This window comes from Bradyrhizobium liaoningense, from assembly GCF_018130955.1.
Classification (GTDB): Bacteria; Pseudomonadota; Alphaproteobacteria; order Rhizobiales; family Xanthobacteraceae; genus Bradyrhizobium; species Bradyrhizobium liaoningense_C.
On the sequence record NZ_JAFCJM010000090.1, the window covers coordinates 1 to 22,761 of the forward strand.

Below are 22,761 nucleotides of genomic sequence, written 5' to 3' on the forward strand. Positions count from 1 at the left end.
GATTCGGAGAGCTCGATAGAACAGGATGCTCCACGCCCCTGCTTTCAAGCTCTTTACTGACTACTTGGTTCTCTCTTTTGTCGCGCAAGAGAATCAGATTCTACGTCGAAACGTGCGCGCTGAGTTTTTTACGGCCTGTTTCGCCAGGACGACAGCGGAGCGTAAGGCCGCTCCGATCAAGAACAACGAAACAAGGAAGCACCATGGACATCGGATTCATCGGCCTCGGAAACATGGGTTTCCCGATGGCGCGGCGGCTGATCGAGGCGGGACACGGCCTCGTCGTGTTCGATACGCGCAAGGATGTCGTCGACAGGCTGGTGGCGCGCGGCGCGAAGGCCGCGACGTCGCCGAAGGACGTCGCCGACCAGGCCGAGACCGTGATGGCGAGCCTGCCCTCGCTGCAGGCCTCGCTTGCGGTCGCGACTGGCGAGGGCGGCGTGATCGAGGGCAGCCGCGTCAAGCGCTTCGTCGACCTCTCCACCGTCGGCTCGCAGATGGCGACCAGGATTCACGGCCTGCTGGCGGCGCGCAACATCGTGCAGATCGACAGCCCCGTTTCAGGCGGCGTCGCCGGCGCCGAGAAGGGCACGCTCGCGGTGATGGCGTCGGGCCCGAAAGCGGAGTTCGAGATCATCAAGGCCGCGCTCGATGTGATCGGAAAAGTGTTCTTCATCGGCGAGAAGCCGGGCTCGGCGCAGACCATGAAGCTCGCCAACAATTTCTTGTCGGCGACTGCGATCGTTGCCACTTCGGAAGCCGTCGTGATGGGTGTGAAGGCCGGCCTCGATCCCGCCGTCATGATCGACGTGATCAACGCTGGCTCCGGCATGAACACCGCGAGCCGCGACAAGTTTCCGCGCTCGGTGCTGCCGCGTACCTTCGACTTCGGCTTCGCCACCGGGCTGATGGTGAAGGACGTGCGCCTGGCGCTGGAGGAGATGAAGCAGCTCGGACTGTCGATGGAAGTCGCCGACGCCGTCGGTCATCTCTGGGAGACCGTGATCCGCGACGAAGGCGCGGAGTCGGATTTTACCGCGGCGATCAAGCCGATCGAAAAAAAGGCGGGGGTCATCGTCGGGGGCGCCAAAGGCGGCCTTGCCGGCAAATGACTCCCCGCCGGCCTGAACCGGCACGCGCCGGTCCAGGATACGGCCCCCACTTACCCCCCCCCCACAGGTCAGTGATGGCTGCCGTCGTCCTGCGCAAGATGTCCGGCCTTGCAGAAGCTCGGATGGACTGCGCTTGACTGATAGTCCAGCGGGCCGTCGACCTCATCCTTGTACTTGACGAGCACGTCGGGACAGACGGCCTCCGCCGTCTCGAGATTGCCGCCGCAGCGCCAGTTGGCGGCGTCGTTGACGTCGCCCGTCCCCTTGTACTTCGCCGTTTGCGGATAGGGACACAGCGGCCGCGACAGCGCCGGCGCGAAGCTGCGGCCGATGACCTGGTCCGGCGCGATGCCCTTCTCGACCCAATTGACCAGCGCGGTGAAGTCGGCGCCGTTCTGCGGCCAGGGGCCCGCGGTGCCGAGGCTGAAGATCGGCAGGCCGCAATGGCCGACGCCGGGAGCGTGGTACAGACGGTAGAAGCTCTGCACGCCCTCGAAGCCGGTTCGATCGTTGTTCCTCTGATAGCGCTCGGCCATCTGCCGATAGTAATTGAGCACGCCGCGCGGATAGATGAACTGGTCGTTGGCGCCGAGGAAGGTCATCAACTTGCCGCCGCGGGCGCGGAAGGCGTCGAGCGGCCCGAACGTGTCGGTCACGTCGGCAATGTTGCGGGAGCCGGCTTCGGCCACTCTGGGGTAGGAAAGCCCCTTGCCGCCGAGGCTGACGGTATTCCACTTGGTCGATGGCGGCGCGAAGCTGGGATCGATCAGATTCCATTCGAACTGGGTTACGCCGAGCGGAAACGGCGTGGGACCGTCGAGGATGGAGAAGTCGCTGCCGCGATCGAGCCCGAACCAGATGCGATTGCCGTGCTTGTTGCGCGGGCCGTCCCAGATCTTGTCGACCGCCACCGCTTCGTCCGCGGTCAGGCAATTCGGTGCCGCCGGCGCGGTCGGCCGTCCGCAGATGTTGGCCTTGGCGCTGAAGCGGCAGGTGCGGGGATCATTGATGATGCCGTCGACCACGCCGTCATTGGCGTCGCAGGCCGCGATCGCCGATTTCTGCGCCGCGACCAGCTTGGCCGGAGGGATCACTCCGCTCGGGCTCTCGCCCGCCAGCTCGAACATGGCGATCTGGCCCCACATCTGCGCGGTCTGGAAGCGCGTCCAGTACATCGCCGGCGCGCTGGCGAGGATGCCGTCGAGCTGGCTGCCGAGCTCCTGGGCCAGCAGATATCCCTGGCGACCGCCCGTCGAGCAGCCGTTCCAGTAATTGTAGCTCGGCGGCTTGCTGTAATAGGCGGTTGCGATGCGCTTCGACCACAGGACCTGCTGCTTGATCCCGTTGCGGAAGAAATCCTGGATAAACTGGAAATTATAGGTGTGGTCGGCATTGACGCCCGGCGTGCAGTCGCCGCCGCTATGGCCGCCATCGGTCCCCGATCCGACGTAGCCGGCATTGACGGCGGCGTCGACGTTGAGATTGCCTGCACATCCGCCTCCGCCGAGACCTTCCGTCCGGCCGTTCCACGCGCCCACGGTTCCGCCCGAACCGCCGTCCGCCGGGCTAAGCGGCAACCCCACCGCGATCGTGATGTTCTGGCTCGGGTTGGTGCCGTAGACCAGTGTGACGCCGCAATACTTGGTGTTGGCGGGAGCCGCGGTCGTCTTGATGACGCTGGTCGCCGATTTGACGAAGGGATTGTTCGTCAACTCGAAGCGCGGGTCGGTCGTCAGGCTCGCGCATGTCGGCGCGGCATGTGCCGCGGCAACGTTCGGCAGCGCGACCGCTCCAGCGGCAAACGCAATGGTGGATGCGCAAAGGCGCAAGACAGTTCGCGAACACTCCATGATGCCCTCCCCGATTTGTTGGTATTTTCGAGGAGTCGTAGCATCACGCAGCAGCGGCGCCGTAGAACAAGGGCGTCATCGGCTGGAACAAAACCTTCCTTCGGCGGAATTTTTCGGAAGGACCTTACGACGCATCGGTGAAGCGCGGCGAAGCGGCACACGCGGGTCAGGCATGCGCGCCCTTTGCGGCGCGCGCCAACCTTGCCGTCTCGGAGGGCGCCTCGCCATAGGCGGCGCGATATCGCGCCGCGAAACGCCCCATATGCGCAAAGCCCCATTTCAGCGCGACGTCGCGGACCGGCAGCACATTCAGCGGCGAGGACAATTCCGCCCGCGCCGCCTCGAGGCGGATCTGCAGCAGATAGGCCAGCGGCGTCACGTTCCTGAAGCGCTGAAATCCGTATTGCAGGGACCGCACGCTGATGGCGGCCGCCTGCGCCACCTCGCTCATCGTCAGCGCCTGATGCATGTTGGCGCGCATGAAGTCGACTGCCTCCGTGATCTGACGCGGCGTGGCGTCGCGCAAGTGATGACGCTGGCGATCGCTCAAGCCATGCGGGAAATTCAGGAAGACCAGCTGCAGAATGGCTTCGCCGAGCAGCGCCATCGACTTCTCGGATCGAAGCTGCTTGTCGCGCATCCCGGCCCCAACGGCCTCGGCCAGCGCCGTGAGCATACGGCCCGCCGGGCCTGCAAGATCGAGTTGCGGACTGAGCTCGATGCTGCGCAGCGAGGCCCCCTCGAAATTGCCTGACAGCACCCTGTGCACGGTCGCGACGTCGAATTCCAGCGTGACGTGGGCGTGCCTGCCGCGGCCGGCATAGGCGATCGAGCTGACCTCCGGCACGCTCAATGCAAGCGCAGAGTTGCGGTCGATGACCACGGGCCGATCTCGAATCCTGCCGCTCACCGTTCCCGCACTCGGCAGCACCAGCCCGAGCCTCTCCTTGCCGTGCGAGAGGCGGCACGTCCAGTCGATCTCGGACTCCACGTCCCACCAGGAGAAGCCGCTCGTCGCGGCGAACTGGCCGCGCCAGCGAAATGCGCTTCCGCCGCCGTCCAGATCGATCCTTGCATGAGGCACGAGCCGATTGAACGTGCTCAGAAACCTGTCGAAGCTCTGATCACGACTGCTGAGATCGGTGAACATGGGACCATGACCGTTGGAAGCAAGACAGTTGCCGAAAATTCAATCCCAAACGCGCAACCTTGTCCAGCACGCGCAATCCCGGCGCGACGAGACGCTTCGCTCCGGAATCACGCGGCCTTAGAATAGCGACGGACACTACGTTCCGGCAAACCGCGAGACTCGTATGATGGAACTGCCGCTTTTCCATCTCTACGGCGAGCCACCCGACCCTCGCGCGTTCAATTTCGTCCATGCCGAGACTATCCCGTCGCGCTGCTCGCTCCATGACTGGCGGATCTGCGTGCATCGCCACACCAATCTGCTCCAGATCCTGCTGATCGAGCGCGGCGGCGGCGAAGTCCAGTACGAAACCTCGATGGTCGCCTTTGACGCTCCGGCCATCATCGTGGTGCCTCCGACCATGGCCCACGGATTCCGGTTTCAGTCGTCGACATGCGGCTGGGTGGTCAGCTTCACGGAGGACGTGGCGCGGACGTTCGGAGATGTCTCGGGAGAGACGATCGCGCGCCTGAAGCGGCTGACCATGGACCCCGTGGTTTCGGTCGCGGAGAACGACATGGCGCGCCTGTCCGATCTATGCGCGCGCCTCAGTGAAGAGCGGCTGCTCTCCCGCGAAGGATTCCATATCGCCATGAACAGCTACCTTGCCCTGATCGCCATTGAGATCAGGCGCCTCGCGATGGGCCGGGATCCCGTCCCAACCCATGTCAACGACGCGGTGATCGAAAGACTGCTCGACCTCATCGAAGGCCATTTCCGCAGCCGGCGGCTCCTGAACTTCTATGCCGCGAAGCTCGCCATGACGTCCGACGGCCTCAACAAGCACGTCAAGCGCATCACCGGAGTGACGGCGGGCCAGTTGATCCGGCAGCGCGTCGTCACCGAGGCGAAGCGGCAGCTGGCGTTCTCGGACCAGCCGATCAACGAGATCGCCTACGACCTCGCCTATGCCGATCCCTCGCATTTCGTGCGCTCGTTCCGCAAGGAAACCGGGGTGACGCCGCGGACCTTCCGCGCCAATGCGGGCCGATCGACCTGATCGTCGAGGACATTGCGGACCCCGCACGATTTGCGCGTTGCCGGCGATTCGCCGCGGCGCTTCAAACGGTTCTGGCGCGTCAGGCCGAAAACCCGAGTCTACTTTGCATGGGGTTGTTTTGCGACTTTTGCGCCCGGCCTCACAGCCACGGCGCCGGCGTATCCATCGCGATGAGTTGCTCGACCTCGATGCGCGGGCGGATCACGGCGTATTGGTCGTCCTTCACCAGCACTTCCGGCACCAGGGGCCTCGTGTTGTAGGTGCCGGCCTGAACCGCGCCATAGGCGCCCGCGGTCATGATGGCGAGGAGGTCGCCAGCCTTCGGCGTCGGCAGCGTGCGGTCGAGCGCGAGATAGTCGCCGGTCTCGCAGACCGGGCCGACGACGTCGGCGACCATCGTCGGCGCGCCCTCCGGGGCTTGCGTCACCGGCAGGATGTCGTGATGCGCCTCGTAGAGCGTCGGGCGGATCAGGTCGTTCATCGCGGCATCGATGATGACGAAATTCTTGCCGTCGCCGTGCTTCACATAGATCACCCGCGCGACCAGGATGCCGGCATTGCCGACGATCATGCGGCCCGGCTCGAACATCAGCGTGCAGCCGAGATTATGCGTGACGCGCTTGACCATGGCGGCGTAGGCATCCGGCGCCGGCGGCGCCTCGCGGTCCATGTAGTAGGGGATGCCGAGCCCGCCGCCGAAATCGACGTGGTTGATGTTGTGGCCATCGGCGCGCAGCGTCTGGACGAACTCGGAGAGGATGCGGAACGCCGTCTCCATCTTGGAGAGATCGGTGATCTGGCTGCCGATATGCACGTCGGTGCCGGTCACCTCGATGCCCGGCAGCTTGGCCGCGCGGGCATAGACCTCGCGGGCATGCGCGAGCGGGATGCCGAACTTGTTCTCGGACTTGCCGGTGGAGATTTTTGCGTGCGTGCCGGCGTCGACGTCCGGATTGACGCGCACCGAGATGCGCGCGGTCTTGCCGGTCTCGGCAGCCAGGCGCGAGAGCAACTCGAGCTCGGGCTCGGATTCGACGTTGATGCAGAGGATGTCGGAGGCCAAGGCGGCGCGCAGCTCGGCTTCCGTCTTGCCGACGCCGGAGAACAGGATCTTGTTGGCGGGAATGCCCGCGGCCAGCGCGCGCTTCAACTCGCCGCCGGAGACCACGTCGGCGCCGGCGCCGAGCTTGGCCAGCGTTTTCAGCACCGACTGGTTGGAGTTGGCCTTCATGGCGTAGCAGACCAAAACCTTCTCGCCGCCGAAGGCGTCGGCGAAGACGCGGTAGTGCCGCTCCAGCGTCGCGGTCGAATAGCAATAGAAGGGCGTGCCGACCGTCGCGGCCAATTCAGAAAGATTGACTGCCTCGGCGTGCAGCACGCCGTTGCGGTAGTCGAAATGATTCATGGCGTTGGCTCAGTTGCCCGCGCTTAAAGCGCGATGAGTTTAGGTTGAATCGTCATCGCGCTTTAGCTCCTTGTTTGAGCATGATCTTTTCGGAAAACCGCAGCACACTTTTCCGGATCATGCTCTAACGCGCGGGTTTTTCGTCCAGGAGCGGATCGAGGATAAACGGTTTTTTCTTGCCGCGGGTAGCGGCGGGCGCGGCGTCGGAACCGTAGGTGGGATTGAAGACGCTCGGGGTGCGCTGGGTTTCCATCTCGGTGTCGATGGGGGCGGCGGGCGCGGCCGTCGAGGCGTTGGACGCGTTCGGCGGCAAATCGAGCGGCCCCTTGCGGCCGCAACCGGCCAGTGCCAGCGCGGTCAGGCTAAGGACAATGATGGCCCATCCCGAGCCGGCCGGGCGAAACTTTGACGTCACGACGAGATCCCCACTACGCGGCCGCACCATACAGAGGTTGCCCCGCTCTGGCGAGTGCCGGAAGGCCACGCCAGAGCAACGAAATTTCGGCCTTCAGCCCAATTTTCGCTCTTTTTCCAGCCGCTTGGCCCAGGCCTTGGCCTGCGCGGTCACGTTCTTCGGCGCCGTCCCGCCAAAGCTCGTCCGGCTCTTCACCGACGATTCGACCGAGAGCACGCCCATCACCTCCTTGGTGATTTTCGGCTCGACCTCCTGCATGGCGGCGAGCGGCAGCTCGTGCAGCGCGACGGCATCCTTCGACGCCCTGGCGACGATGCGGCCGGTGACGTGGTGGGCGTCGCGGAACGGCATTTTCAGCGTGCGCACCAGCCAGTCGGCGAGATCGGTCGCGGTGGCATAGCCCTCGCCTGCGGCAGCCTTCATCTTCGTCTGGTCGGGCACGAGGTCGCGGACCATGCCGGTCATGGCGCGGATCGCCAGCGACAGCGCGGCAAAGCCCTCCATGGCGCCCTGCTTGTCCTCCTGCATGTCCTTTTGATAAGCGAGCGGCAGGCCCTTCATCACGATCAGGAGAGCGTTGAGCGCGCCGATGACGCGGCCGGTCTTGGCGCGCACGAGCTCGGCGGCATCGGGGTTGCGCTTCTGCGGCATGATCGAGGAACCGGTGGTGAACTTGTCGCTGAGGCTGATCAGGCCGACCAGCGGCGAGGTCCAGATCACGATCTCCTCGGCGAAGCGCGACATGTGCACGGCGCAGATCGAGGCCGCCGACAGCGTCTCCAGCACGAAGTCGCGGTCGGACACCGCGTCGAGCGAGTTCGCCATCGGACGGTCGAACAGAAGCGCCTTGGCCGTGGCGTGGCGATCGATCGGGAACGACGTGCCGGCGAGCGCGGCGGCACCGAGCGGAGACTCGTTCAGCCGCTTGCGCGCGTCCTGGAAACGGCCGCGATCGCGCGCAGCCATCTCGACATAGGCGAGCAGGTGATGGCCGAAGGTCACGGGCTGCGCGGTCTGCAGATGCGTGAAGCCGGGCATCACGGTACCGGCATGTTCGAGCGCGCGGTCGACCAGCGCCTGCTGGAAGGCGGCCAGCGCCGCGTCGGTCTCGTCGATGACGTCGCGGACATAGAGGCGGAAGTCGGTCGCGACCTGGTCGTTGCGCGAGCGCGCAGTGTGCAGGCGCCCTGCGGCCGGGCCGATCAGTTCCGACAGCCGGCTCTCGACGTTCATATGGATATCTTCGAGCGCGCGCTTGAACGCAAAATCGCCCTTGCCGATCTCTGACAAAATCGTGTCTAGACCCTTGCCGATATTTTTCGCATCAGAGGCCGTGATGATGCCTTGGGCTGCCAGCATCGCGGCATGGGCTTTGGACGCGGCAATGTCCTGGGCGTACATGTGACGATCGACGTCGATGGAGACGTTGATCTCCTCCATGATCTCATCGGGGCGTTCCGAGAACCGGCCGCCCCACATCTTGTTGCTCATGATCCCTTGCTCGCGCCCTGCATCTTCGAGGTGCGGCCGTGCCGCACGGTTTGCCGGCCTCGGCCGGCCGTATTAAGAGGCCCCTGATAGCCATATCTGCGACCGGATGACAAACGATATGCACGACGTAAAGCCCGCGCCCTCGGCTACGCGCCGGATCCCCCTCGCGGTCGCCACGGTGGTGATCGGCGGCGCGGTCGGCTTTGCCGCGCTGTATGGGCTGGGCCTGGGCCGGGGCCCGTCCGGCGATCCGGCCTGCCGGGCCGCGGTCGACACTGCCAAGCGGATCGCGCCGCTGGTCCATGGCGAGGTCGCTGCACTCACGGTCGCCACCGCGCCCCTGCGCCTGCCGGACCTCGCCTTCGAGGACGCCGACGGCAAGCCGAAAAAACTCTCCGACTTCCGCGGCAAGACGCTGCTGGTGAACCTCTGGGCCACCTGGTGCGTGCCCTGCCGCAAGGAGATGCCGGCGCTTGAGGAGCTGCAAGCCAAGATGAGCGGGCCCAATTTCGAGGTGGTGGCGATCAACATCGACACCCGCGATAACGAAAAGCCCAAGAATTTCCTGAAAGACGCCAACCTGACCCGGCTCGGCTATTTCAACGACCAGAAAGCCAAGGTTTTCCAGGATCTTAAGGCAATAGGCCGGGCGCTGGGCATGCCGACCTCGGTTCTCGTCGACCCGCACGGCTGCGAGATCGCGACCATCGCGGGCCCGGCCGAATGGGCGAGCGAGGACGCGCTGAAGCTGATCCGCGCGGCGGTGAAGCCGGCGACGGCGTCCTATTAGTTAGGCCGAGATATTGAGGTTGCCGCCGACACCGGGACCGACATTGGCGAGCGAGGGGGACTGGCCGGCGCCGAGCAGCGTCAGAACCGTGGATTTCTCCGCGTCCGCATTCTGCTTGGTGAGCGTGGCTGCGATATTCGACTGCAGCGCGCCTTGCTGAGCGGCCAGCATGCTGCTGACCATGGCCATCATGTCCATACGCGAACCCTCTTCCCGGGCACCCTAGGGGTGCGAGGTTAACGCGAAATGAATTGTCACAGAGGCATGGTGGGCACGGCGCTTCGCGCCTTTGCCCACCCTACGGCACCGAGAGCTTGATTAGCGCGTCGGAACGGGCTTGGCGCCGCGATAATCGTAGAAGCCGCGCTGCGTCTTGCGGCCGAGCCAGCCGGCCTCGACGTATTTCACCAGCAGCGGACAGGGCCGGTACTTGGAGTCGGCGAGGCCCTCATGCAGCACCTGCATGATGGACAGGCAGGTATCGAGGCCGATGAAATCGGCGAGCTCCAGCGGGCCCATCGGATGGTGCGCCCCAAGCTTCATCGCCGCGTCGATCGCCTCGACATTGCCGACGCCTTCATACAGCGTGTAGATCGCCTCGTTGATCATCGGCAGCAAGATGCGGTTGACGATGAAGGCCGGGAAGTCCTCCGATACCGCGACCTGCTTGCCGAGCTTGGCGACGAATTCCTTGGACGCCTCGAAGGTCGCATCGTCGGTGGCGATGCCGCGGATCAGCTCGACCAGCTCCATCAGCGGCACCGGATTCATGAAGTGAATGCCGATGAAGCGCTCGGGCCGGTCGGTGGCCGCGGCAAGGCGGGTAATCGAGATCGAGGAGGTGTCGGAGGCGACGATCGCCTCGGGCTTCAGCACCGCGCAGAGATCGTGAAAAATCTTGCGCTTGACCTCTTCCTTCTCGACCGCGGTCTCGATCACGAGGTCGCAATCGGCGAGGTCGTCCAGCGTCTCGGCGAGCGCTATGCGCGCAAGCGCCTTGGTTTTGTCGTCCTCGCTGACGGCCTTCTTGGAGACCTGGCGGGTCAGGTTACCGTTGATGGTGGCCATGCCGGACTTGAGGCGGTCGGCCGAGATGTCGTTGAGCACTACGTCGAAACCGGCCAGCGCCGCGACATGGGCAATGCCATTGCCCATCTGCCCCGCGCCGATTACGCCGACCTTCTTGATCACTGCCGCCATCTTGTCATCCACCGGAACGGCGCGCAAATCGCGCCTGCCTATCCCCTTTAGCCCAAGAATTGGGCTTGGGGCCTGATTTGATCAGAAGCTTGATTTAATCAGAACCTTGGCCCGAAACCTAGATTGGAAGCGTCTTTCCGCGTGCCCCGCGCCAAAGAAAACGCCTCGAAAACGAAACACCGGCCGGAGTTTACACATCCGGCCGGTGTTTTTACGGTGTTTTACTTGCCGAGCTTGCCGAGTTCGGCCGTGAGCTCCGGAACCGCCTGGTAGAGGTCGGCGACCAGGCCATAGTCGGCGACCTGGAAGATCGGCGCGTCCTCGTCCTTGTTGATCGCGACGATCACCTTGGAGTCCTTCATGCCGGCCAGATGCTGGATCGCGCCGGAAATGCCGACCGCGACATAGAGCTCGGGGGCCACGACCTTGCCGGTCTGGCCGACCTGCCAGTCGTTGGGCGCATAGCCGGCGTCCACCGCCGCGCGCGAGGCGCCGACGCCGGCGCCCAGCTTGTCCGCGAGCGGCTCGATGTACTTGGCAAAGTTTTCCCGGCTCTGCATGGCGCGACCACCGGAGACGATGATCTTGGCCGAGGTCAGCTCGGGACGGTCGCTCTTGGCGACTTCCTCGCCGACGAAGGTCGACAGACCCGGATCGGCCGCAGCCGAAGCGTTCTCGACCGGCGCGCTGCCGCCCGCGGCCGCAGCCGCGAAGGTCGAGGTGCGAACCGTAATGACCTTCTTGGCGTCCTTCGACTTCACCGTCTGGATGGCATTGCCGGCGTAAATCGGACGCTCGAACGTATCGGGCGCGACCACCTTGATGATCTCCGAGACCTGCATGACGTCGAGCAGGGCTGCGACGCGCGGCATCACGTTCTTGAAGCGCGAGGTCGCGGGCGCCACGAAGGCGTCGTAGCCGGAGGCCAGCGAGACGATCAGTGCGGCGAGCGGCTCGGCGAGGTCATGGGCGTACGTATCGCCCTCGGCCAGCAGCACCTTCGTCACGCCGGTGAGCTTGGAGGCGGCGTCGGCCGCGGCCTTGGCGTTCTGGCCGGCGACCAGCACGTGGACGTCGGCGCCGAGCGCGGCAGCCGCCGTCAGCGCCTTGTTGGTGGCGTCCTTCAGCGACGCGTTGTCGTGTTCAGCAATGAGCAGCGTCGTCATCAGATCACCCCGGCTTCGTTCTTGAGCTTCGACACCAGCTCGGCGACGTCCTTGACCTTGACGCCCGCCTTGCGGCCCGGTGGCTCCGATGTCTTGAGAATTTCGAGGCGCGCGGTGACATCGACGCCGTAGTCGGCGACGGCCTTCTCCGCGATCGGCTTCTTCTTCGCCTTCATGATGTTCGGCAGCGACGCATAGCGCGGCTCGTTGAGACGCAGGTCAGTCGTGACGATCGCCGGTCCCTTGAGCTTCACGGTCTGCAGGCCGCCGTCGACTTCGCGGGTGACCTTGAAGTCAGAACCTTCGACCTCGAGCTTGGAAGCGAAGGCCGCCTGCGACCAGCCGAGCAGCGCGGCCAGCATCTGGCCGGTCTGATTGCTGTCGTCGTCGATCGCCTGCTTGCCCAGGATGATTAGGCCCGGCTGTTCTTCGTCCGCAACCTTCTTCAGGATCTTTGCGACCGCGAGCGGTTCGACGTTGCCGTCGGCCTTCACCAGGATGCCGCGATCGGCGCCCATGGCGAGACCGGTGCGGATCGTTTCCGACGCCTGCGCCGGACCAATGGAGACGACCACGACCTCGGTGGCCTTGCCGCCTTCCTTCAGGCGCAGCGCTTCCTCGACCGCGATTTCGTCGAATGGGTTCATCGACATTTTGACGTTGGCCAGTTCAACGCCCGATCCATCGCCCTTGACGCGGACCTTGACGTTGTAATCGACCACCCGCTTTACCGGCACCAAGACCTTCATCGATCCTCTTTCACTTATTTTTGGAGGGGGTTATCAACTGGCGCGGAACCTAAAGGCCCGGCCCAGCCCGGTCAACGCGCGAAAAGGGCAATTTTTTGCCCCATCGCGGGATGGGTCAGCGGTTCTGGCCCGGCACCCACAGCACGTCGCCGGCGCCATTATGGTTGGCGGCACGGCTCGCCACAAACAGGAAATCCGACAGGCGATTCATATATTGAATGCCAGCGGCGCCGACCGGCTCGTTGGGCCGGCTTGCGAGTTCCACCATTACCCGTTCCGCCCGGCGGCAAATGGTGCGGGCGACGTGGAGATGAGCAGCGGCTGGGGTTCCGCCCGGCAGCACGAACGAGGTCAGCGGGGCGAGCTTGTCGTTGAGCGCGTCGATATCGCGCTCGAGCCGTTCGACCTGGCTCGCCACCACCCGCAACCGCTCGGCCTTGCCTTCGCGCTCGGGCACTGCGAGATCGGCGCCGAGGTCGAACAGATCGTTCTGGATCCGGCCGAGCATCGCATCGAGCTCGGCCTCGCCCTTGGTGTGCAGCCGGACCACGCCGATCGCGGCATTGGTCTCGTCCACGGTGCCATAGGCCTCGATCCGCAGATCGTATTTCGCCCGGCGTTCGCCCGAGCCGAGCGCCGTCGTGCCGTCGTCACCGGTGCGCGTATAGATGCGATTGAGAACGACCATCTGTGCCTCGTTAGATATGCAGTCTATCGCCCCGTGTTCACCTCTCCCTGCGGGAGAGGTAAAATGCGTTCCCTGGCTCGCATCCTCCATGCGACATTCATCGTTAGCGCCCCATCGCCCAGACCGCGGCCATGGCAATGATGATCGCCACGAATTGCAGCAGCACACGCCACCGCATCAGCTTCTGCGAGAGGTTGGGCGAACCGCCCCGCATCAGGTTGACGAGGCCGAGCAGCAGCACCACCGCCACGGCGCCGGCTGCCACCGGCAGGATGAAAGTACTCAAAATGGATGCCATTGGCGGTAGATAACACCGTGTGCGCCGGTCCGCCATCGCGTTCGCGATCTGGCTTTTAAGCCAATAATATCAGATGGTAGCGGGGATGATTTTTGATTGGAGCCAGTCGCCCTTCACCTCGCCCCGCTTGCGGGGAGAGGTCGAATTCGATCGCAGATCGAATTCGGGTGAGGGGGACTCTCCACGAACTCAACTCTCACCGTCCCCGCGGAGGCTCCCCCTCACCCGGAATCCGCGCTTGGCGCGAATTCCGGCCTCTCCCCGCAAGCGGGGCGAGGCGAGCCGCAGCGCGAGCAGGGCGCACCAAGCAACGTCGGGGTAGAGCGTGAAGGCAATTCGCTACATCTACGACGTCGTGATGGACGCGTTCTACACGTTCCTGGCCGATGACGGCTGGGCGATCGCGAGCCATATCGCGCTGTCGACGCTGATGGCGCTGTTCCCGTTCCTGATCGTGCTGACCTCGCTCGCCGGCTTCTTCGGCTCCAAGGACCTCGCCGACCAGGCGGCCGAGCTGATGCTCCAGGTCTGGCCAAGACAGGTCGCCGATTCCATCTCGGGCGAAATCCATGACGTCCTGACTACGACCCGCACCGGTTTGCTGACCGTCGGTGCGGTGCTGGCGGTCTACTTCGCGTCGAATGGTGTCGAAGCGCTGCGGGTCGCGCTCAACCGCGCCTATGCAGTGGTCGAGATGCGGCGCTGGTACTGGCTGCGCCTGGAATCAATCGGCTACACGCTGGTCGCGGCCTTCACGGCGCTGGCGATGGCGTTCCTGATCGTGCTGGGCCCGCTCGTCATCGAGACTGCACGGCGTCACGTTCCGCTGGTCGTCGAATCCAACGAGAGCATCCTCACCTGGCTGCGCTACGGCATCACCATCGGCGCGCTGGTCGTGGCGCTGTTCATCCTGCATGCCTGGCTACCGGCTGGCCGGCGCGGCTTCCTGCAAATCCTGCCCGGCATCGTCTTCACCATGGTGGCCTCGCTGATCTCCGGCGTCGTGTTCGGACAATATCTGGCGCGCTTCGCCAACAACTATGTGACGATGTATGCGGGGCTCGCCTCGGTGATCATCGCGCTGGTGTTCCTGTATTTCATCGCCGCGATCTTCGTGTTCGGCGGCGAGCTCAATGCCGCGATCATCAAGTCGCGGCTTCCGCACGGCGTCTCGCTTCAAGCAGCGCAGTCGCTAGCGCACGCGGAGACACAGGCTTGACCAGGAAGGCGTCGGCGCCGGCGGCGCGCGAGGCCGTTTCGTCTTCGCCACGGCCGGATATGCCGATGATCGGGATCTGACCGAGCGGCGCGTGCAAGGTGCGGATGCGCCTGATGGCCTCGATGCCGTCGATGCCCGGCAGCACCATGTCCATCAGCACGGCGTCGAACCCGCCCTGGGTCAGGCGGTTCTCGGCGTCCTCGCCGCGGCCGATGAACTCGGCATGATGGCCGAGCTCGGTCAAAATGGTATTGAGCACGACGCGGCCGAACGGATTGTCCTCGACGCTGAGCACGCGCAGGCCCGCCATCGTGGCCGATACATGACCGTCGCGATCGGCCGCCTTCGGCGAGCGCTCCGCCCTGGCCGGCGTCAACGAGACCGTCAGCGTGAAGGTGGCCCCGCCGCCGCGCCGCGGCGCCACCGCGATGTCGCCGCCCATCGCGCAGGCGAGCTGCTTGACGGATGAAAGCCCGAGCCCGGCCCCGCCGAAGCGCGAGGCGATGGTGACGTTGGCCTGCGAGAACGGGCGGAACAGGCGTTTGATCTCGGCCATGGTGAGGCCGATGCCGCTATCGGACACCGAGAATGTGGCTCCGACCTTGCCCCTGCCCCCGCGCCGTGACGCAGCCGAGAACGCCACGGCGCCCCGCTCGGTGAACTTCACGGCATTGTCGATCAGGTTCTCCAGCGCCGCGCGGAGGCGAACGGGGTCGCCGACCACGAGCGCCGGAAGTTTTTCGGAGATGTCGATCTCGGCCTGGAGCCCCTTGGCGGCGGCACGGCCGGCCAGGGAATCGCCGGCGGCCCGCGCCAGCGCGCGCAGATCGAACATGTCCTGGCCCAGGCTGCTCACGCCGGTCGCGGTCTTGGCGGCATCGACGAACAGGGTGGCAAGGCTCGCCAGATGCTCGGCGCCGGCCTTGATGGTGTCGGCCCAGCGGCGCTCCCGCTCGCCCAAGTCCGACGTCGCGAGCAGATCGCTGATCGCCAGAATTCCGGTCAGGGGCGTGCGGACTTCGTGGGCGAAGGCTGCCAGCGCGGCCTGAACCACGTCAGGCGAATTGGCCTTGGTATTGACCTTGGCGCTGCGCTTGCGCGCTGCGCTGGCAGACGGCTTCTCGGCGTCGGCCTTTTTGACTTGGATTTTCTTGACCTGGGTTTTCTTGACGTGGGTCTTCTTGGCGCGCGTCGCAACCCGCGTCTTGCCACGCGTTTTGGGCCGTCGCCGCTTGGACGATCGCGCGGTGCGCGCGATGCGCGTTTTCGCCGCCATGTTTCCCCTTGAACCCCGGCTTCTTGTCAGCATGGCATGGAGGGGGCCGGCGAGTCACGGACGCGTTTGGCTAAACCCCAGAGAAACTTAACGTAATCCCACCAACCGACGGATGTCGGTTGGGCTGGCGCCACCCGCGCGCAGCTCCCGCAACCCCGTCGCGCGGGTCGATTTCGAGAGCTTCCGCCCCGCCTCGTCGCGAATCAAGCCGTGGTGGCGATAGACGGGCGCCGGCAGGCCGAGCAGCACCTGGAGCAACCGGTGCACGGAGGTGGCATGAAACAGATCCTGCCCGCGCACCACCTCGCTCACGCCCTGCAGTGCATCGTCGACGACCACCGAGAGGTGATAGCTGGTCGGCGTCTCCTTGCGCGCGAGGATCACGTCGCCCCAGGCTTTTGGCCGCGCGGCGAGCTGACCGCGCTCGCCGTTGGGGCCCTCGCCCGTTTCCGTCCAGTCGAGCGCCGGGACCTGGCGGCAGGCCGCTTCCATATCGAGGCGCAGGGCGTAAGGCGCACCCGACGCGATCAGCCGTTCGCGCTCGGCATGCGGAAGCTGTCGGGCCGCGCCGGGATAGAGCGGCGCGCCATCGGGATCGCGCGGCCAGGACCCGCTCGCCTCACGCGCGGCAACGAGTTTTGCGATCTCGGCGCGGCTCTCGAACGAGGGATAAACCAGGCCAAGCGCGGACAATCTCTCCAGCGCCGCGCGATAGTCAGCGAGATGCTCCGACTGTCGCCGCACCGGCGTCTCCCAGGCAATGCCGAGCCAGGCGAGATCCTCGTAGATCGCAGTCTCGAATTCGGGCCGGCAGCGCGTCGCATCGATGTCCTCCATGCGCAGCAACAACCGCCCGCCGGTCTCGCGCGCGCGATCGGCATTGAGCAGGGCCGAACAGGCATGGCCGAGATGAAGGTAGCCGTTCGGGCTCGGGGCAAATCGGAAAACGGGTGGCGACATACGAAAGGTCTCGTCATGGCCGGGCTTGTCCCGGCCATCCACGTTCTTCGTGTCCACACGAAGGTGATGTCAAGGGCGCGGACTGACATGAACAACGCGACCCATGCTAAGAATGCCGTGCGGTCGACACGAAAGACGTGGATGGCCGGGACAAGCCCGGCCATGACGACGGAAAGAGCCTGCGCGATTCACGATGACCATCCACCTCGAAAGCCAATCCGATCTCGAAGAGGCCGTCCACACGCTGGTCAAGCGCGATCCGCGTCTGAAGCCCGTGCTTGATGTTGCGGGCATGCCAAGCTTGCGGCGGCGCGAGCCGGGCTTTCTCGGGCTTGCGCATATCGTCTGCGGACAGCAGCTTTCGACCGCGAGCGCGGCGGCGATCTGGGGACGGCTGTCGGCCGCGTTCGATCCGTTTGACCATGACGCGGTTCGCCGGGCGCGTGCCGATCGGCTGGGGCGGCTCGGACTGTCGGCCGCAAAGATCAAGACGCTGAAGAACATCGCGCGTGAGTTGGCCGCCGAACGGCTGAACCTCGACGTGCTCGCCGAAGAAGACGCCGATGCCGCGCATCACACGCTGATCGCGCTGCCGGGGATCGGGCCGTGGACTGCGGACGTCTATCTGCTGTTCTGCCTGGGCCATGGCGACGCCTGGCCCGCCGGCGACCTCGCGGTGCAGGAGGGCATCCGCATCGGGTTCGGCCTGAAAGCGCGGCCAACCGAAAAGCAGATGACCCCGCTCGCCGAACCCTGGCGCCCCCTCCGCGGTGCGGCCGCACATCTGTGGTGGAGCTACTACCGCGCCGTGAAGAAGCGCGAAGGCGTGATCGGCGGGAAGGCCTAAAACAAAACTTGAAAACAACCCCATGCACAGTAGCCGCCGGGCCGCGCGGCGAAGATGCTATTTTTCCGAAATCATCTTGACACGTCGGGCAAATCAGGTGTAAAAGAGCATGATCGCGAAACGTGTCCGGAGGACTCTCCCTACCCCCTCAACCGCACCCGATCCGCCCGCGCGCTGGCGGCGACGAAGTCGATGACGGCGCGGACGGCGGGAAGCTCGACCAGATCGGGATGGGCGAGCAGCCAGAGGTCGGCGACGCTGACGAGCTTTTGCGGGGCGACGCGCACCAAATCGGAATAGCTTTCGGCGACGAAGCAGGACAGCGCTGAAATTCCGAGGCCCGCGCGGACCGCGGCCAGCATGTCGCCTTGCGAGGAGCAGCGCATCGCCACCCGGCCCTGCCGGGTGATGACATCGCTCCAGCGCGCCAGCTGGGCGTTCGAATTCTGGTCGGCAAAGCCGATGACGCTGTGGCCTTTCCACTCGCCGGGACGTTCGGGCAGATGCCGGGCGGCGGCGTAGTCGCGCGACGCATAGAACCCCGTGCCGAGGCGGCCGATCTTGCGGCCCACCAGGTTTTCCTCGCCGCTGTCGACGGGCCGCAGCACCACGTCGGCCTCGCGCCGCCAGACGCTCGCCGGGAACGGATGGGTGATGATCTCGAGCTGGATGTGGTCGTGCGCGCGCAGGAACGCGGGAAGGCGCGGCATAAGCCAATGCGAGGCGAGCGTGGCGCCGATCGACAGCTTGACGGTACCGCGGGCCTGGCGCCCGCTGGCCGCCACCGCCGTCTCCGCACGCAACGCCGCGGCCGCCATCGCCTCGGCATGCTCGCGAAACTTTCGCCCGTCCGAGGTCATGGTGAGGCCGTCGGCGGCGCGCACCAGCAATTTGGTGCCGAGCTGCGCCTCAAGCGCGGCGATCTTGCGGCTGAGCGTCGGGTGGCTGGCGTGCAGGCGGCGGGCGGCGGCCGTGAAGCTGCCGGTATCGGCAACCGCCACGAACGCCTTGCAGAGATCCCAGTCCATCGGCGTCGTCCCGTTCATTTTTGAAGGCTTACCCGTTCAATATTGTACAATCGGTGGCCGCCGTCCAACCCTATAGTGGCGCCAAATCCGACAAGGAGCAGGGAAGCGGACCGACGCCCGGTTCGGCGCGCCTGCCCGCCGACAACAAAACGCATCACCCCGGCCAAACGCCGGTCCGCGCTTCCAGGAGGACGACAATGGCCCTGCCCGCTTTTCTGAAAGACAATCTCGAACTGCCGGTGGTCGGCTCGCCGCTCTTCATCGTCTCGGGCCCCGAGCTCGTGATCGCCCAGTGCAAGGCCGGCGTGGTCGGCTCGTTCCCCGCACTGAATGCACGCCCGGTCGAAAAGCTCGACGAATGGTTGACCCGCATCAACGACGAGCTCGGCGAGTACAAGGCGCTCAACCCCGGCAAGAAGGTCGCGCCCTATGCCGTCAACCAGATCTGCCATGCTTCCAACGACCGGTTGATGAAGGACATGGAAACCTGCGTGAAGCACAAGGCGCCGATCATCATCACCTCGCTCAGGCCGCCGGCCGAGATCGTCGAGGCCGCCCACTCCTATGGCGGGCTGGTCTTCCACGACGTCATCAACGTCAAGCATGCGCGGAAAGCGGCCGAGCAGGGCGTCGACGGGTTGATCCTGGTGTGTGCCGGCGCCGGCGGTCATGCCGGCACGCTGTCGCCCTTCGCGCTGGTGCGCGAGGTCAAGCAGTGGTTCAATGGCACGATCCTGCTGTCGGGCGCGATCAGCGACGGTTTCAGCATTGCATCGGCCCTGACGCTCGGCGCCGACCTCGCCTATATCGGCACGCGCTTCATCGCGACGGCGGAAGCCAATGCTGACACGGCCTACAAGGCCGCGCTGACGCAGCATGCCGCGCACGATATCGTCTACACCAACCTGTTCACAGGCGTGCACGGCAACTATCTCGGACCCTCGATCGCCGCCGCGGGCCTCGATCCCGACAATCTCCCGGTTGCCGACAAGACCAAGATGAATTTTGGCTCGGGCGGCAACATGAAGTCCAAGGCGTGGCGCGACATCTGGGGCTCGGGCCAGGGCATCGGCCAGATCACCGATGCGCCGCCGGTCGCCGAGCTCGTCGCCCGGCTGAAGACGGAGTTCGACCAGGCCCGCGACGACTTCTTGCGCGCAAGCGCCTGAGGACTTTGTTTGAGCATGATCTTCTCGGAAAACCGCTTCACACTTTTCCGGATCATGCTCCAGACCAACGACAAGAATATCTGGAGGATCGCATGAAGAGGGCATTCGCCCTGATGGGCGTTGCGTGTCTGGCGCTGGCCGCAACCGAGGGCCGCGCGGACAATGGTGACGAGATCCGCATCGGCCAGACCCTGCCCTATAGCGGCCCGGCATCCGGATTCGGCACCATCGGGCGGACGCAGGAGGCGTTCTTCGAGAAGATCAACGCCGAGGGCGGCATCAACGGGCGCAAGGTGAAGTTCATCACCCTCGACGACGGCTACTCCCCGCCGAAGACGGTCGAGCAGACTCGCAAGCTCGTGGAGCAGGACGAGGTGCTGATGATGTTCGGCTCGCTCGGCACCGCCACCAACAGCGCCGTGCAGCGCTATCTCAACAGCAAGAAGGTGCCGCAGCTCTTCGTGCTGTCGGGCGCCACCAAATGGGCGGAGCCGCAAAAGTTTCCATGGACCATGCCTGGCATGGCGGCCTACGAGTCCGAGGGCGTGGTCTACGCAAAGTACATTCTGCAGACCAAGCCCGACGCAAAGATCGCGATCCTGTCGCAGAACGACGATTTTGGCCGCGACTATGTCGCAGGCTTCAAGCGCGCGCTCGGCGCCAAGGCCGCGAGCCTGATCATTTCGGAAACGAGCTATGAGACCACGGCGCCGACCATCAGCTCGCAGCTCTCGACCTTGAAGGCATCGGGCGCCAACGTGCTGTTCGGCGTCGTGCTCGGCAAATTCACCTCGCAGATGGTGAAGGGCGTGGCCGAGATCGGCTGGAAGCCGGACCTGTTCTTCGTGCCGACCTCGTCGTCCTCGATCTCGTTCCTGGAACCGGCGGGGCTGGACAATGCCGTCGGGCTGATCTCGTCGAGCAACCAGAAGGACACGATGGACCCGCAATGGGCCAACGATCCCGGCGTAAAGGAATATTTTGCTTTCATGAAGCAGTACATGCCGAACGCCGACCTCTCCAACTCGAACTATGCGGCGGGCTATCACTATGCGACGCTGCTGATGACCGTGCTGCACGCCTGTAACGGCGATTTCAGCCGCGACAACATCTTGAAGCAGGCGGCGTCGCTGAAGGAGGTGAAGCTGCCGCTGCTGTTGCCGGGAATGAGCGTGTCGACCGGCCCCGATGATTATTTGCCATTCCAGCAATTGCAGCTTCGCAGGTTCAACGGCAAGAGCTGGGTGCCGTTCGGTGACATCCTCGATGACCGGTAAGGGACTTCCCATGATCATCAGCGGCGATAGAAAGATCGACTATCCCGACCTCCACGCGCGCATCCGCAAAGCAGCTGGCGGCATTGCCGCGCTCGGCGGCCGCGACGGCACGCCCGTCGCCATGATGCTACGCAACGATTTTGCGCTGCTCGAGGTGGTGGCCGCCGCCGCTGCGCTCGGCCGCCCCGTGGTGCCGATCAACTGGCACCTGAAGGCCGCCGAGGTCCGCTACATCCTCGACGACTCCGGCGCCGATTGCCTGGTATGCCATGCCGACCTGCTGCCGCAGATCCGCGACGGCCTGCCCGACGGCTTCAAGCTTATGATCGTACCGACGCCGCCGGAAATTGCGCTGGCCTTCAACATCCCGATCGAACTGACGCGAGTCCCGGATGGGCTCACCGATTGGGACACGTGGCGGGACAGCCAGACGGAATTGACCGAGCCGCCGCGCCGCGGCGCGCCGATGTTCTATACGTCGGGCACCACGGGCATGCCGAAAGGCGTGAAGCGCATGCCGATGAAGCCCGAGCAGGCCGCCGCCTCCGAGCGCGTCGGAGCGATCGCCTATGGCATCAAGCCGAACGAGGGCCAGGTCGTGCTGATGAACGGCCCGATGTACCATTCGGCCCCGCACTCCTACGGCATGCTGGCCTACCGCGCCGGCTGCACCATCGTGCTCGAGCCGCGTTTCGATCCCGAGGACCTGCTGCAACTCGTCGAGCGCCACCGCGTCACCCACATGCACATGGTGCCGACGATGTTCATCCGCCTGTTGCGGCTGCCGGATGAGGTGAAGCGCCGCTACGATCTCTCCTCGCTGCGCTTCATCGTGCATGGCGCGGCCCCATGCCCGGTCGAGGTGAAGCACGCAATGATCGACTGGTGGGGCCCGGTCATCAACGAATATTTTGGCTCGACCGAAACCGGCATTCCCGTTTGGCATTCCGCCGAGGAAGCGCTGAAGAAGCCCGGCGCCGTCGGCCGCGCCATCGAAGGCGGTGTCGTCAAGATCTTCCGCGCCGATGGCACACAGTGCGGCGTCAACGAAACAGGCGAGATCTTCATGCGTCAGGCCTCGGTGCCGGACTTCGACTATCACGGCAAGGCCGAGGCGCGCGCGGAAGCCGGCCGCGACGGCCTCGTCAGCGTCGGCGACGTCGGCTATCTCGACGAGGACGGCTATCTGTTCCTCTGCGACCGCAAGCGCGACATGGTGATCTCCGGCGGCGTCAACATCTATCCAGCCGAGATCGAGAACGCGCTGATCACGATGGACGGCGTGCGCGACTGCGCGGTGTTCGGCATCCCCGACGCCGAATATGGCGAGCGTCTCTGCGCCTGCATCGAACCGGAAACGGGCGCAAAGCTCTCAGCCGATGCCGTGCAAGCGTACTTGCGTGACCGGCTCGCCAATTTCAAGGTGCCGAAGGAGATCCAGTTCCTCGACGCGCTGCCGCGCGAGGCGACGGGAAAGATCTTCAAGCGCAAGCTCCGCGATCCCTATTGGGAAGGACACGTTCGCGCCGGGATTTAGGGCGCGATGCGCATTGCTGTGAGCAACCGGCGAGATGGGTAACAGTTCAAACCGACGACATGGGTAACACAATTCTTGTTTCGTTCAGGTCTGTT

At 64.9% G+C, this 22,761-nt stretch carries 22 protein-coding genes; 8 read left to right on the plus strand and 14 right to left on the minus strand.

Going from position 1 to position 22,761, the window contains the following annotated elements; translation table 11 throughout:
- Positions 1 to 203: 203 nt before the first annotated feature.
- Entirely contained in the window at positions 204 to 1,112 is a 909-nt protein-coding gene (locus JQ632_RS36445; protein WP_212407543.1) for an NAD(P)-dependent oxidoreductase, read from the plus strand.
- A gap of 68 nt (positions 1,113 to 1,180) precedes the next feature.
- On the opposite strand, the gene JQ632_RS36450 is transcribed toward JQ632_RS36445, so the two are convergent.
- Both JQ632_RS36450 and JQ632_RS36455 read right to left on the minus strand, forming a co-directional pair.
- Positions 1,181 to 2,962 carry a tannase/feruloyl esterase family alpha/beta hydrolase gene (locus JQ632_RS36450; protein ID WP_212407544.1) on the minus strand — a complete coding sequence of 594 codons (1,782 nt, stop codon included), beginning with the start codon at positions 2,960 to 2,962 and terminating at the stop codon, positions 1,181 to 1,183.
- A gap of 166 nt (positions 2,963 to 3,128) precedes the next feature.
- Entirely contained in the window at positions 3,129 to 4,046 is a 918-nt protein-coding gene (locus tag JQ632_RS36455) for an AraC family transcriptional regulator (protein ID WP_212407545.1), read from the minus strand.
- Between the two features lie 229 nt (positions 4,047 to 4,275).
- On the opposite strand from JQ632_RS36455, the gene JQ632_RS36460 reads away from it, so the two are divergent.
- Positions 4,276 to 5,151 (plus strand): helix-turn-helix domain-containing protein, encoded by an 876-nt coding sequence (locus JQ632_RS36460; protein WP_212407546.1) that lies wholly within the window; start codon positions 4,276 to 4,278, stop codon positions 5,149 to 5,151.
- 139 nt (positions 5,152 to 5,290) lie between these two features.
- On the opposite strand, the gene lysA is transcribed toward JQ632_RS36460, so the two are convergent.
- The 3 genes from lysA to argH form a co-directional block, all read right to left on the minus strand.
- Positions 5,291 to 6,556: a diaminopimelate decarboxylase gene (gene lysA, locus JQ632_RS36465; protein ID WP_212407547.1), complete on the minus strand. Its 1,266-nt coding sequence runs from the start codon at positions 6,554 to 6,556 to the stop codon at positions 5,291 to 5,293.
- A 124-nt stretch (positions 6,557 to 6,680) separates the two neighbouring features.
- A complete protein-coding gene (gene lptM, locus JQ632_RS36470; RefSeq protein ID WP_212407548.1) occupies positions 6,681 to 6,971 on the minus strand; it encodes an LPS translocon maturation chaperone LptM in 291 nt (96 codons plus the stop codon).
- A gap of 93 nt (positions 6,972 to 7,064) precedes the next feature.
- On the minus strand, positions 7,065 to 8,462 hold the full coding sequence (gene argH / locus JQ632_RS36475; protein WP_212407549.1) for an argininosuccinate lyase: 1,398 nt from the start codon (positions 8,460 to 8,462) through the stop codon (positions 7,065 to 7,067).
- Between the two features lie 106 nt (positions 8,463 to 8,568).
- Here argH and tlpA point away from each other — a divergent pair, with 106 nt between their 5' ends.
- Positions 8,569 to 9,252 carry a thiol:disulfide interchange protein TlpA gene (gene tlpA, locus JQ632_RS36480; protein ID WP_409363534.1) on the plus strand — a complete coding sequence of 228 codons (684 nt, stop codon included), beginning with the start codon at positions 8,569 to 8,571 and terminating at the stop codon, positions 9,250 to 9,252.
- Here the strand turns inward: tlpA and JQ632_RS36485 are convergent, their stop codons facing one another.
- The 6 genes from JQ632_RS36485 to JQ632_RS36510 form a co-directional block, all read right to left on the minus strand.
- Complete coding sequence (locus JQ632_RS36485) at positions 9,253 to 9,450, minus strand: hypothetical protein (RefSeq protein WP_212407551.1); 198 nt, start codon at positions 9,448 to 9,450, stop codon at positions 9,253 to 9,255.
- Between the two features lie 120 nt (positions 9,451 to 9,570).
- Positions 9,571 to 10,452, minus strand: coding sequence for a 3-hydroxybutyryl-CoA dehydrogenase (locus JQ632_RS36490; protein WP_212407552.1), 882 nt, complete (start codon positions 10,450 to 10,452; stop codon positions 9,571 to 9,573).
- 221 nt (positions 10,453 to 10,673) lie between these two features.
- The gene (locus JQ632_RS36495; RefSeq protein WP_212407553.1) at positions 10,674 to 11,618 is read right to left on the minus strand and encodes an electron transfer flavoprotein subunit alpha/FixB family protein; all 945 of its coding nucleotides are present in this window, start codon (positions 11,616 to 11,618) and stop codon (positions 10,674 to 10,676) included.
- The gene (locus JQ632_RS36500) at positions 11,618 to 12,367 is read right to left on the minus strand and encodes an electron transfer flavoprotein subunit beta/FixA family protein (protein WP_212407554.1); all 750 of its coding nucleotides are present in this window, start codon (positions 12,365 to 12,367) and stop codon (positions 11,618 to 11,620) included. The genes JQ632_RS36495 and JQ632_RS36500 overlap by 1 nt, the downstream gene beginning before the upstream one ends.
- 115 nt (positions 12,368 to 12,482) lie before the next feature.
- Positions 12,483 to 13,055, minus strand: coding sequence for a cob(I)yrinic acid a,c-diamide adenosyltransferase (locus JQ632_RS36505; RefSeq protein ID WP_212407555.1), 573 nt, complete (start codon positions 13,053 to 13,055; stop codon positions 12,483 to 12,485).
- 103 nt (positions 13,056 to 13,158) lie between these two features.
- Positions 13,159 to 13,353, minus strand: coding sequence for a twin transmembrane helix small protein (locus JQ632_RS36510; RefSeq protein WP_212407556.1), 195 nt, complete (start codon positions 13,351 to 13,353; stop codon positions 13,159 to 13,161).
- 325 nt (positions 13,354 to 13,678) lie between these two features.
- On the opposite strand from JQ632_RS36510, the gene JQ632_RS36515 reads away from it, so the two are divergent.
- The gene (locus JQ632_RS36515; protein WP_212407557.1) at positions 13,679 to 14,572 is read left to right on the plus strand and encodes a YihY/virulence factor BrkB family protein; all 894 of its coding nucleotides are present in this window, start codon (positions 13,679 to 13,681) and stop codon (positions 14,570 to 14,572) included.
- Here the strand turns inward: JQ632_RS36515 and JQ632_RS36520 are convergent.
- Together JQ632_RS36520 and gluQRS are read right to left on the minus strand one after the other, a co-directional pair.
- Positions 14,499 to 15,848, minus strand: coding sequence for an ATP-binding protein (locus JQ632_RS36520; protein ID WP_249152794.1), 1,350 nt, complete (start codon positions 15,846 to 15,848; stop codon positions 14,499 to 14,501). The genes JQ632_RS36515 and JQ632_RS36520 overlap by 74 nt on opposite strands.
- A gap of 87 nt (positions 15,849 to 15,935) precedes the next feature.
- Positions 15,936 to 16,808 (minus strand): tRNA glutamyl-Q(34) synthetase GluQRS, encoded by an 873-nt coding sequence (gene gluQRS / locus JQ632_RS36525; RefSeq protein WP_212407558.1) that lies wholly within the window; start codon positions 16,806 to 16,808, stop codon positions 15,936 to 15,938.
- A gap of 193 nt (positions 16,809 to 17,001) precedes the next feature.
- On the opposite strand from gluQRS, the gene JQ632_RS36530 reads away from it, so the two are divergent.
- Entirely contained in the window at positions 17,002 to 17,655 is a 654-nt protein-coding gene (locus tag JQ632_RS36530; protein WP_212407559.1) for a DNA-3-methyladenine glycosylase, read from the plus strand.
- A gap of 140 nt (positions 17,656 to 17,795) precedes the next feature.
- Here JQ632_RS36530 and JQ632_RS36535 read toward each other — a convergent pair whose 3' ends face one another.
- On the minus strand, positions 17,796 to 18,683 hold the full coding sequence (locus JQ632_RS36535; RefSeq protein ID WP_212407564.1) for a LysR family transcriptional regulator: 888 nt from the start codon (positions 18,681 to 18,683) through the stop codon (positions 17,796 to 17,798).
- A gap of 197 nt (positions 18,684 to 18,880) precedes the next feature.
- Between JQ632_RS36535 and JQ632_RS36540 the strand changes: the two genes are divergently transcribed.
- The 3 genes from JQ632_RS36540 (at position 18,881) to JQ632_RS36550 (ending at position 22,666) form a co-directional block, all read left to right on the plus strand.
- Positions 18,881 to 19,852 carry a nitronate monooxygenase family protein gene (locus JQ632_RS36540; RefSeq protein WP_212407560.1) on the plus strand — a complete coding sequence of 324 codons (972 nt, stop codon included), beginning with the start codon at positions 18,881 to 18,883 and terminating at the stop codon, positions 19,850 to 19,852.
- Between the two features lie 92 nt (positions 19,853 to 19,944).
- Complete coding sequence (locus tag JQ632_RS36545; RefSeq protein ID WP_212407561.1) at positions 19,945 to 21,129, plus strand: ABC transporter substrate-binding protein; 1,185 nt, start codon at positions 19,945 to 19,947, stop codon at positions 21,127 to 21,129.
- A gap of 10 nt (positions 21,130 to 21,139) precedes the next feature.
- Complete coding sequence (locus JQ632_RS36550; RefSeq protein ID WP_212407562.1) at positions 21,140 to 22,666, plus strand: acyl-CoA synthetase; 1,527 nt, start codon at positions 21,140 to 21,142, stop codon at positions 22,664 to 22,666.
- The last annotated feature ends 95 nt before the right edge of the window (positions 22,667 to 22,761 follow it).

Excerpts from the sequence above, each read along its gene's own strand:
- gluQRS (WP_212407558.1), bottom strand. The coding sequence starts at position 16,808 with ATGTCGCCACCCGTTTTCCGATTTGCCCCGAGCCCGAACGGCTACCTT.
- JQ632_RS36495 (WP_212407553.1), bottom strand. The coding sequence starts at position 11,618 with ATGACGACGCTGCTCATTGCTGAACACGACAACGCGTCGCTGAAGGAC.
- JQ632_RS36550 (WP_212407562.1), top strand. The coding sequence starts at position 21,140 with ATGATCATCAGCGGCGATAGAAAGATCGACTATCCCGACCTCCACGCG.
- JQ632_RS36445 (WP_212407543.1), top strand. The coding sequence starts at position 204 with ATGGACATCGGATTCATCGGCCTCGGAAACATGGGTTTCCCGATGGCG.
- JQ632_RS36510 (WP_212407556.1), bottom strand. The coding sequence starts at position 13,353 with ATGGCATCCATTTTGAGTACTTTCATCCTGCCGGTGGCAGCCGGCGCC.
- JQ632_RS36485 (WP_212407551.1), bottom strand. The coding sequence starts at position 9,450 with ATGGACATGATGGCCATGGTCAGCAGCATGCTGGCCGCTCAGCAAGGC.
- JQ632_RS36540 (WP_212407560.1), top strand. The coding sequence starts at position 18,881 with ATGGCCCTGCCCGCTTTTCTGAAAGACAATCTCGAACTGCCGGTGGTC.
- JQ632_RS36520 (WP_249152794.1), bottom strand. The coding sequence starts at position 15,848 with ATGGCGGCGAAAACGCGCATCGCGCGCACCGCGCGATCGTCCAAGCGG.
- lysA (WP_212407547.1), bottom strand. The coding sequence starts at position 6,556 with ATGAATCATTTCGACTACCGCAACGGCGTGCTGCACGCCGAGGCAGTC.
- JQ632_RS36530 (WP_212407559.1), top strand. The coding sequence starts at position 17,002 with ATGACCATCCACCTCGAAAGCCAATCCGATCTCGAAGAGGCCGTCCAC.
- argH (WP_212407549.1), bottom strand. The coding sequence starts at position 8,462 with ATGAGCAACAAGATGTGGGGCGGCCGGTTCTCGGAACGCCCCGATGAG.
- JQ632_RS36545 (WP_212407561.1), top strand. The coding sequence starts at position 19,945 with ATGAAGAGGGCATTCGCCCTGATGGGCGTTGCGTGTCTGGCGCTGGCC.
- JQ632_RS36500 (WP_212407554.1), bottom strand. The coding sequence starts at position 12,367 with ATGAAGGTCTTGGTGCCGGTAAAGCGGGTGGTCGATTACAACGTCAAG.
- tlpA (WP_409363534.1), top strand. The coding sequence starts at position 8,569 with ATGACAAACGATATGCACGACGTAAAGCCCGCGCCCTCGGCTACGCGC.
- JQ632_RS36505 (WP_212407555.1), bottom strand. The coding sequence starts at position 13,055 with ATGGTCGTTCTCAATCGCATCTATACGCGCACCGGTGACGACGGCACG.
- JQ632_RS36490 (WP_212407552.1), bottom strand. The coding sequence starts at position 10,452 with ATGGCGGCAGTGATCAAGAAGGTCGGCGTAATCGGCGCGGGGCAGATG.
- JQ632_RS36535 (WP_212407564.1), bottom strand. The coding sequence starts at position 18,683 with ATGGACTGGGATCTCTGCAAGGCGTTCGTGGCGGTTGCCGATACCGGC.
- JQ632_RS36450 (WP_212407544.1), bottom strand. The coding sequence starts at position 2,962 with ATGGAGTGTTCGCGAACTGTCTTGCGCCTTTGCGCATCCACCATTGCG.
- JQ632_RS36460 (WP_212407546.1), top strand. The coding sequence starts at position 4,276 with ATGATGGAACTGCCGCTTTTCCATCTCTACGGCGAGCCACCCGACCCT.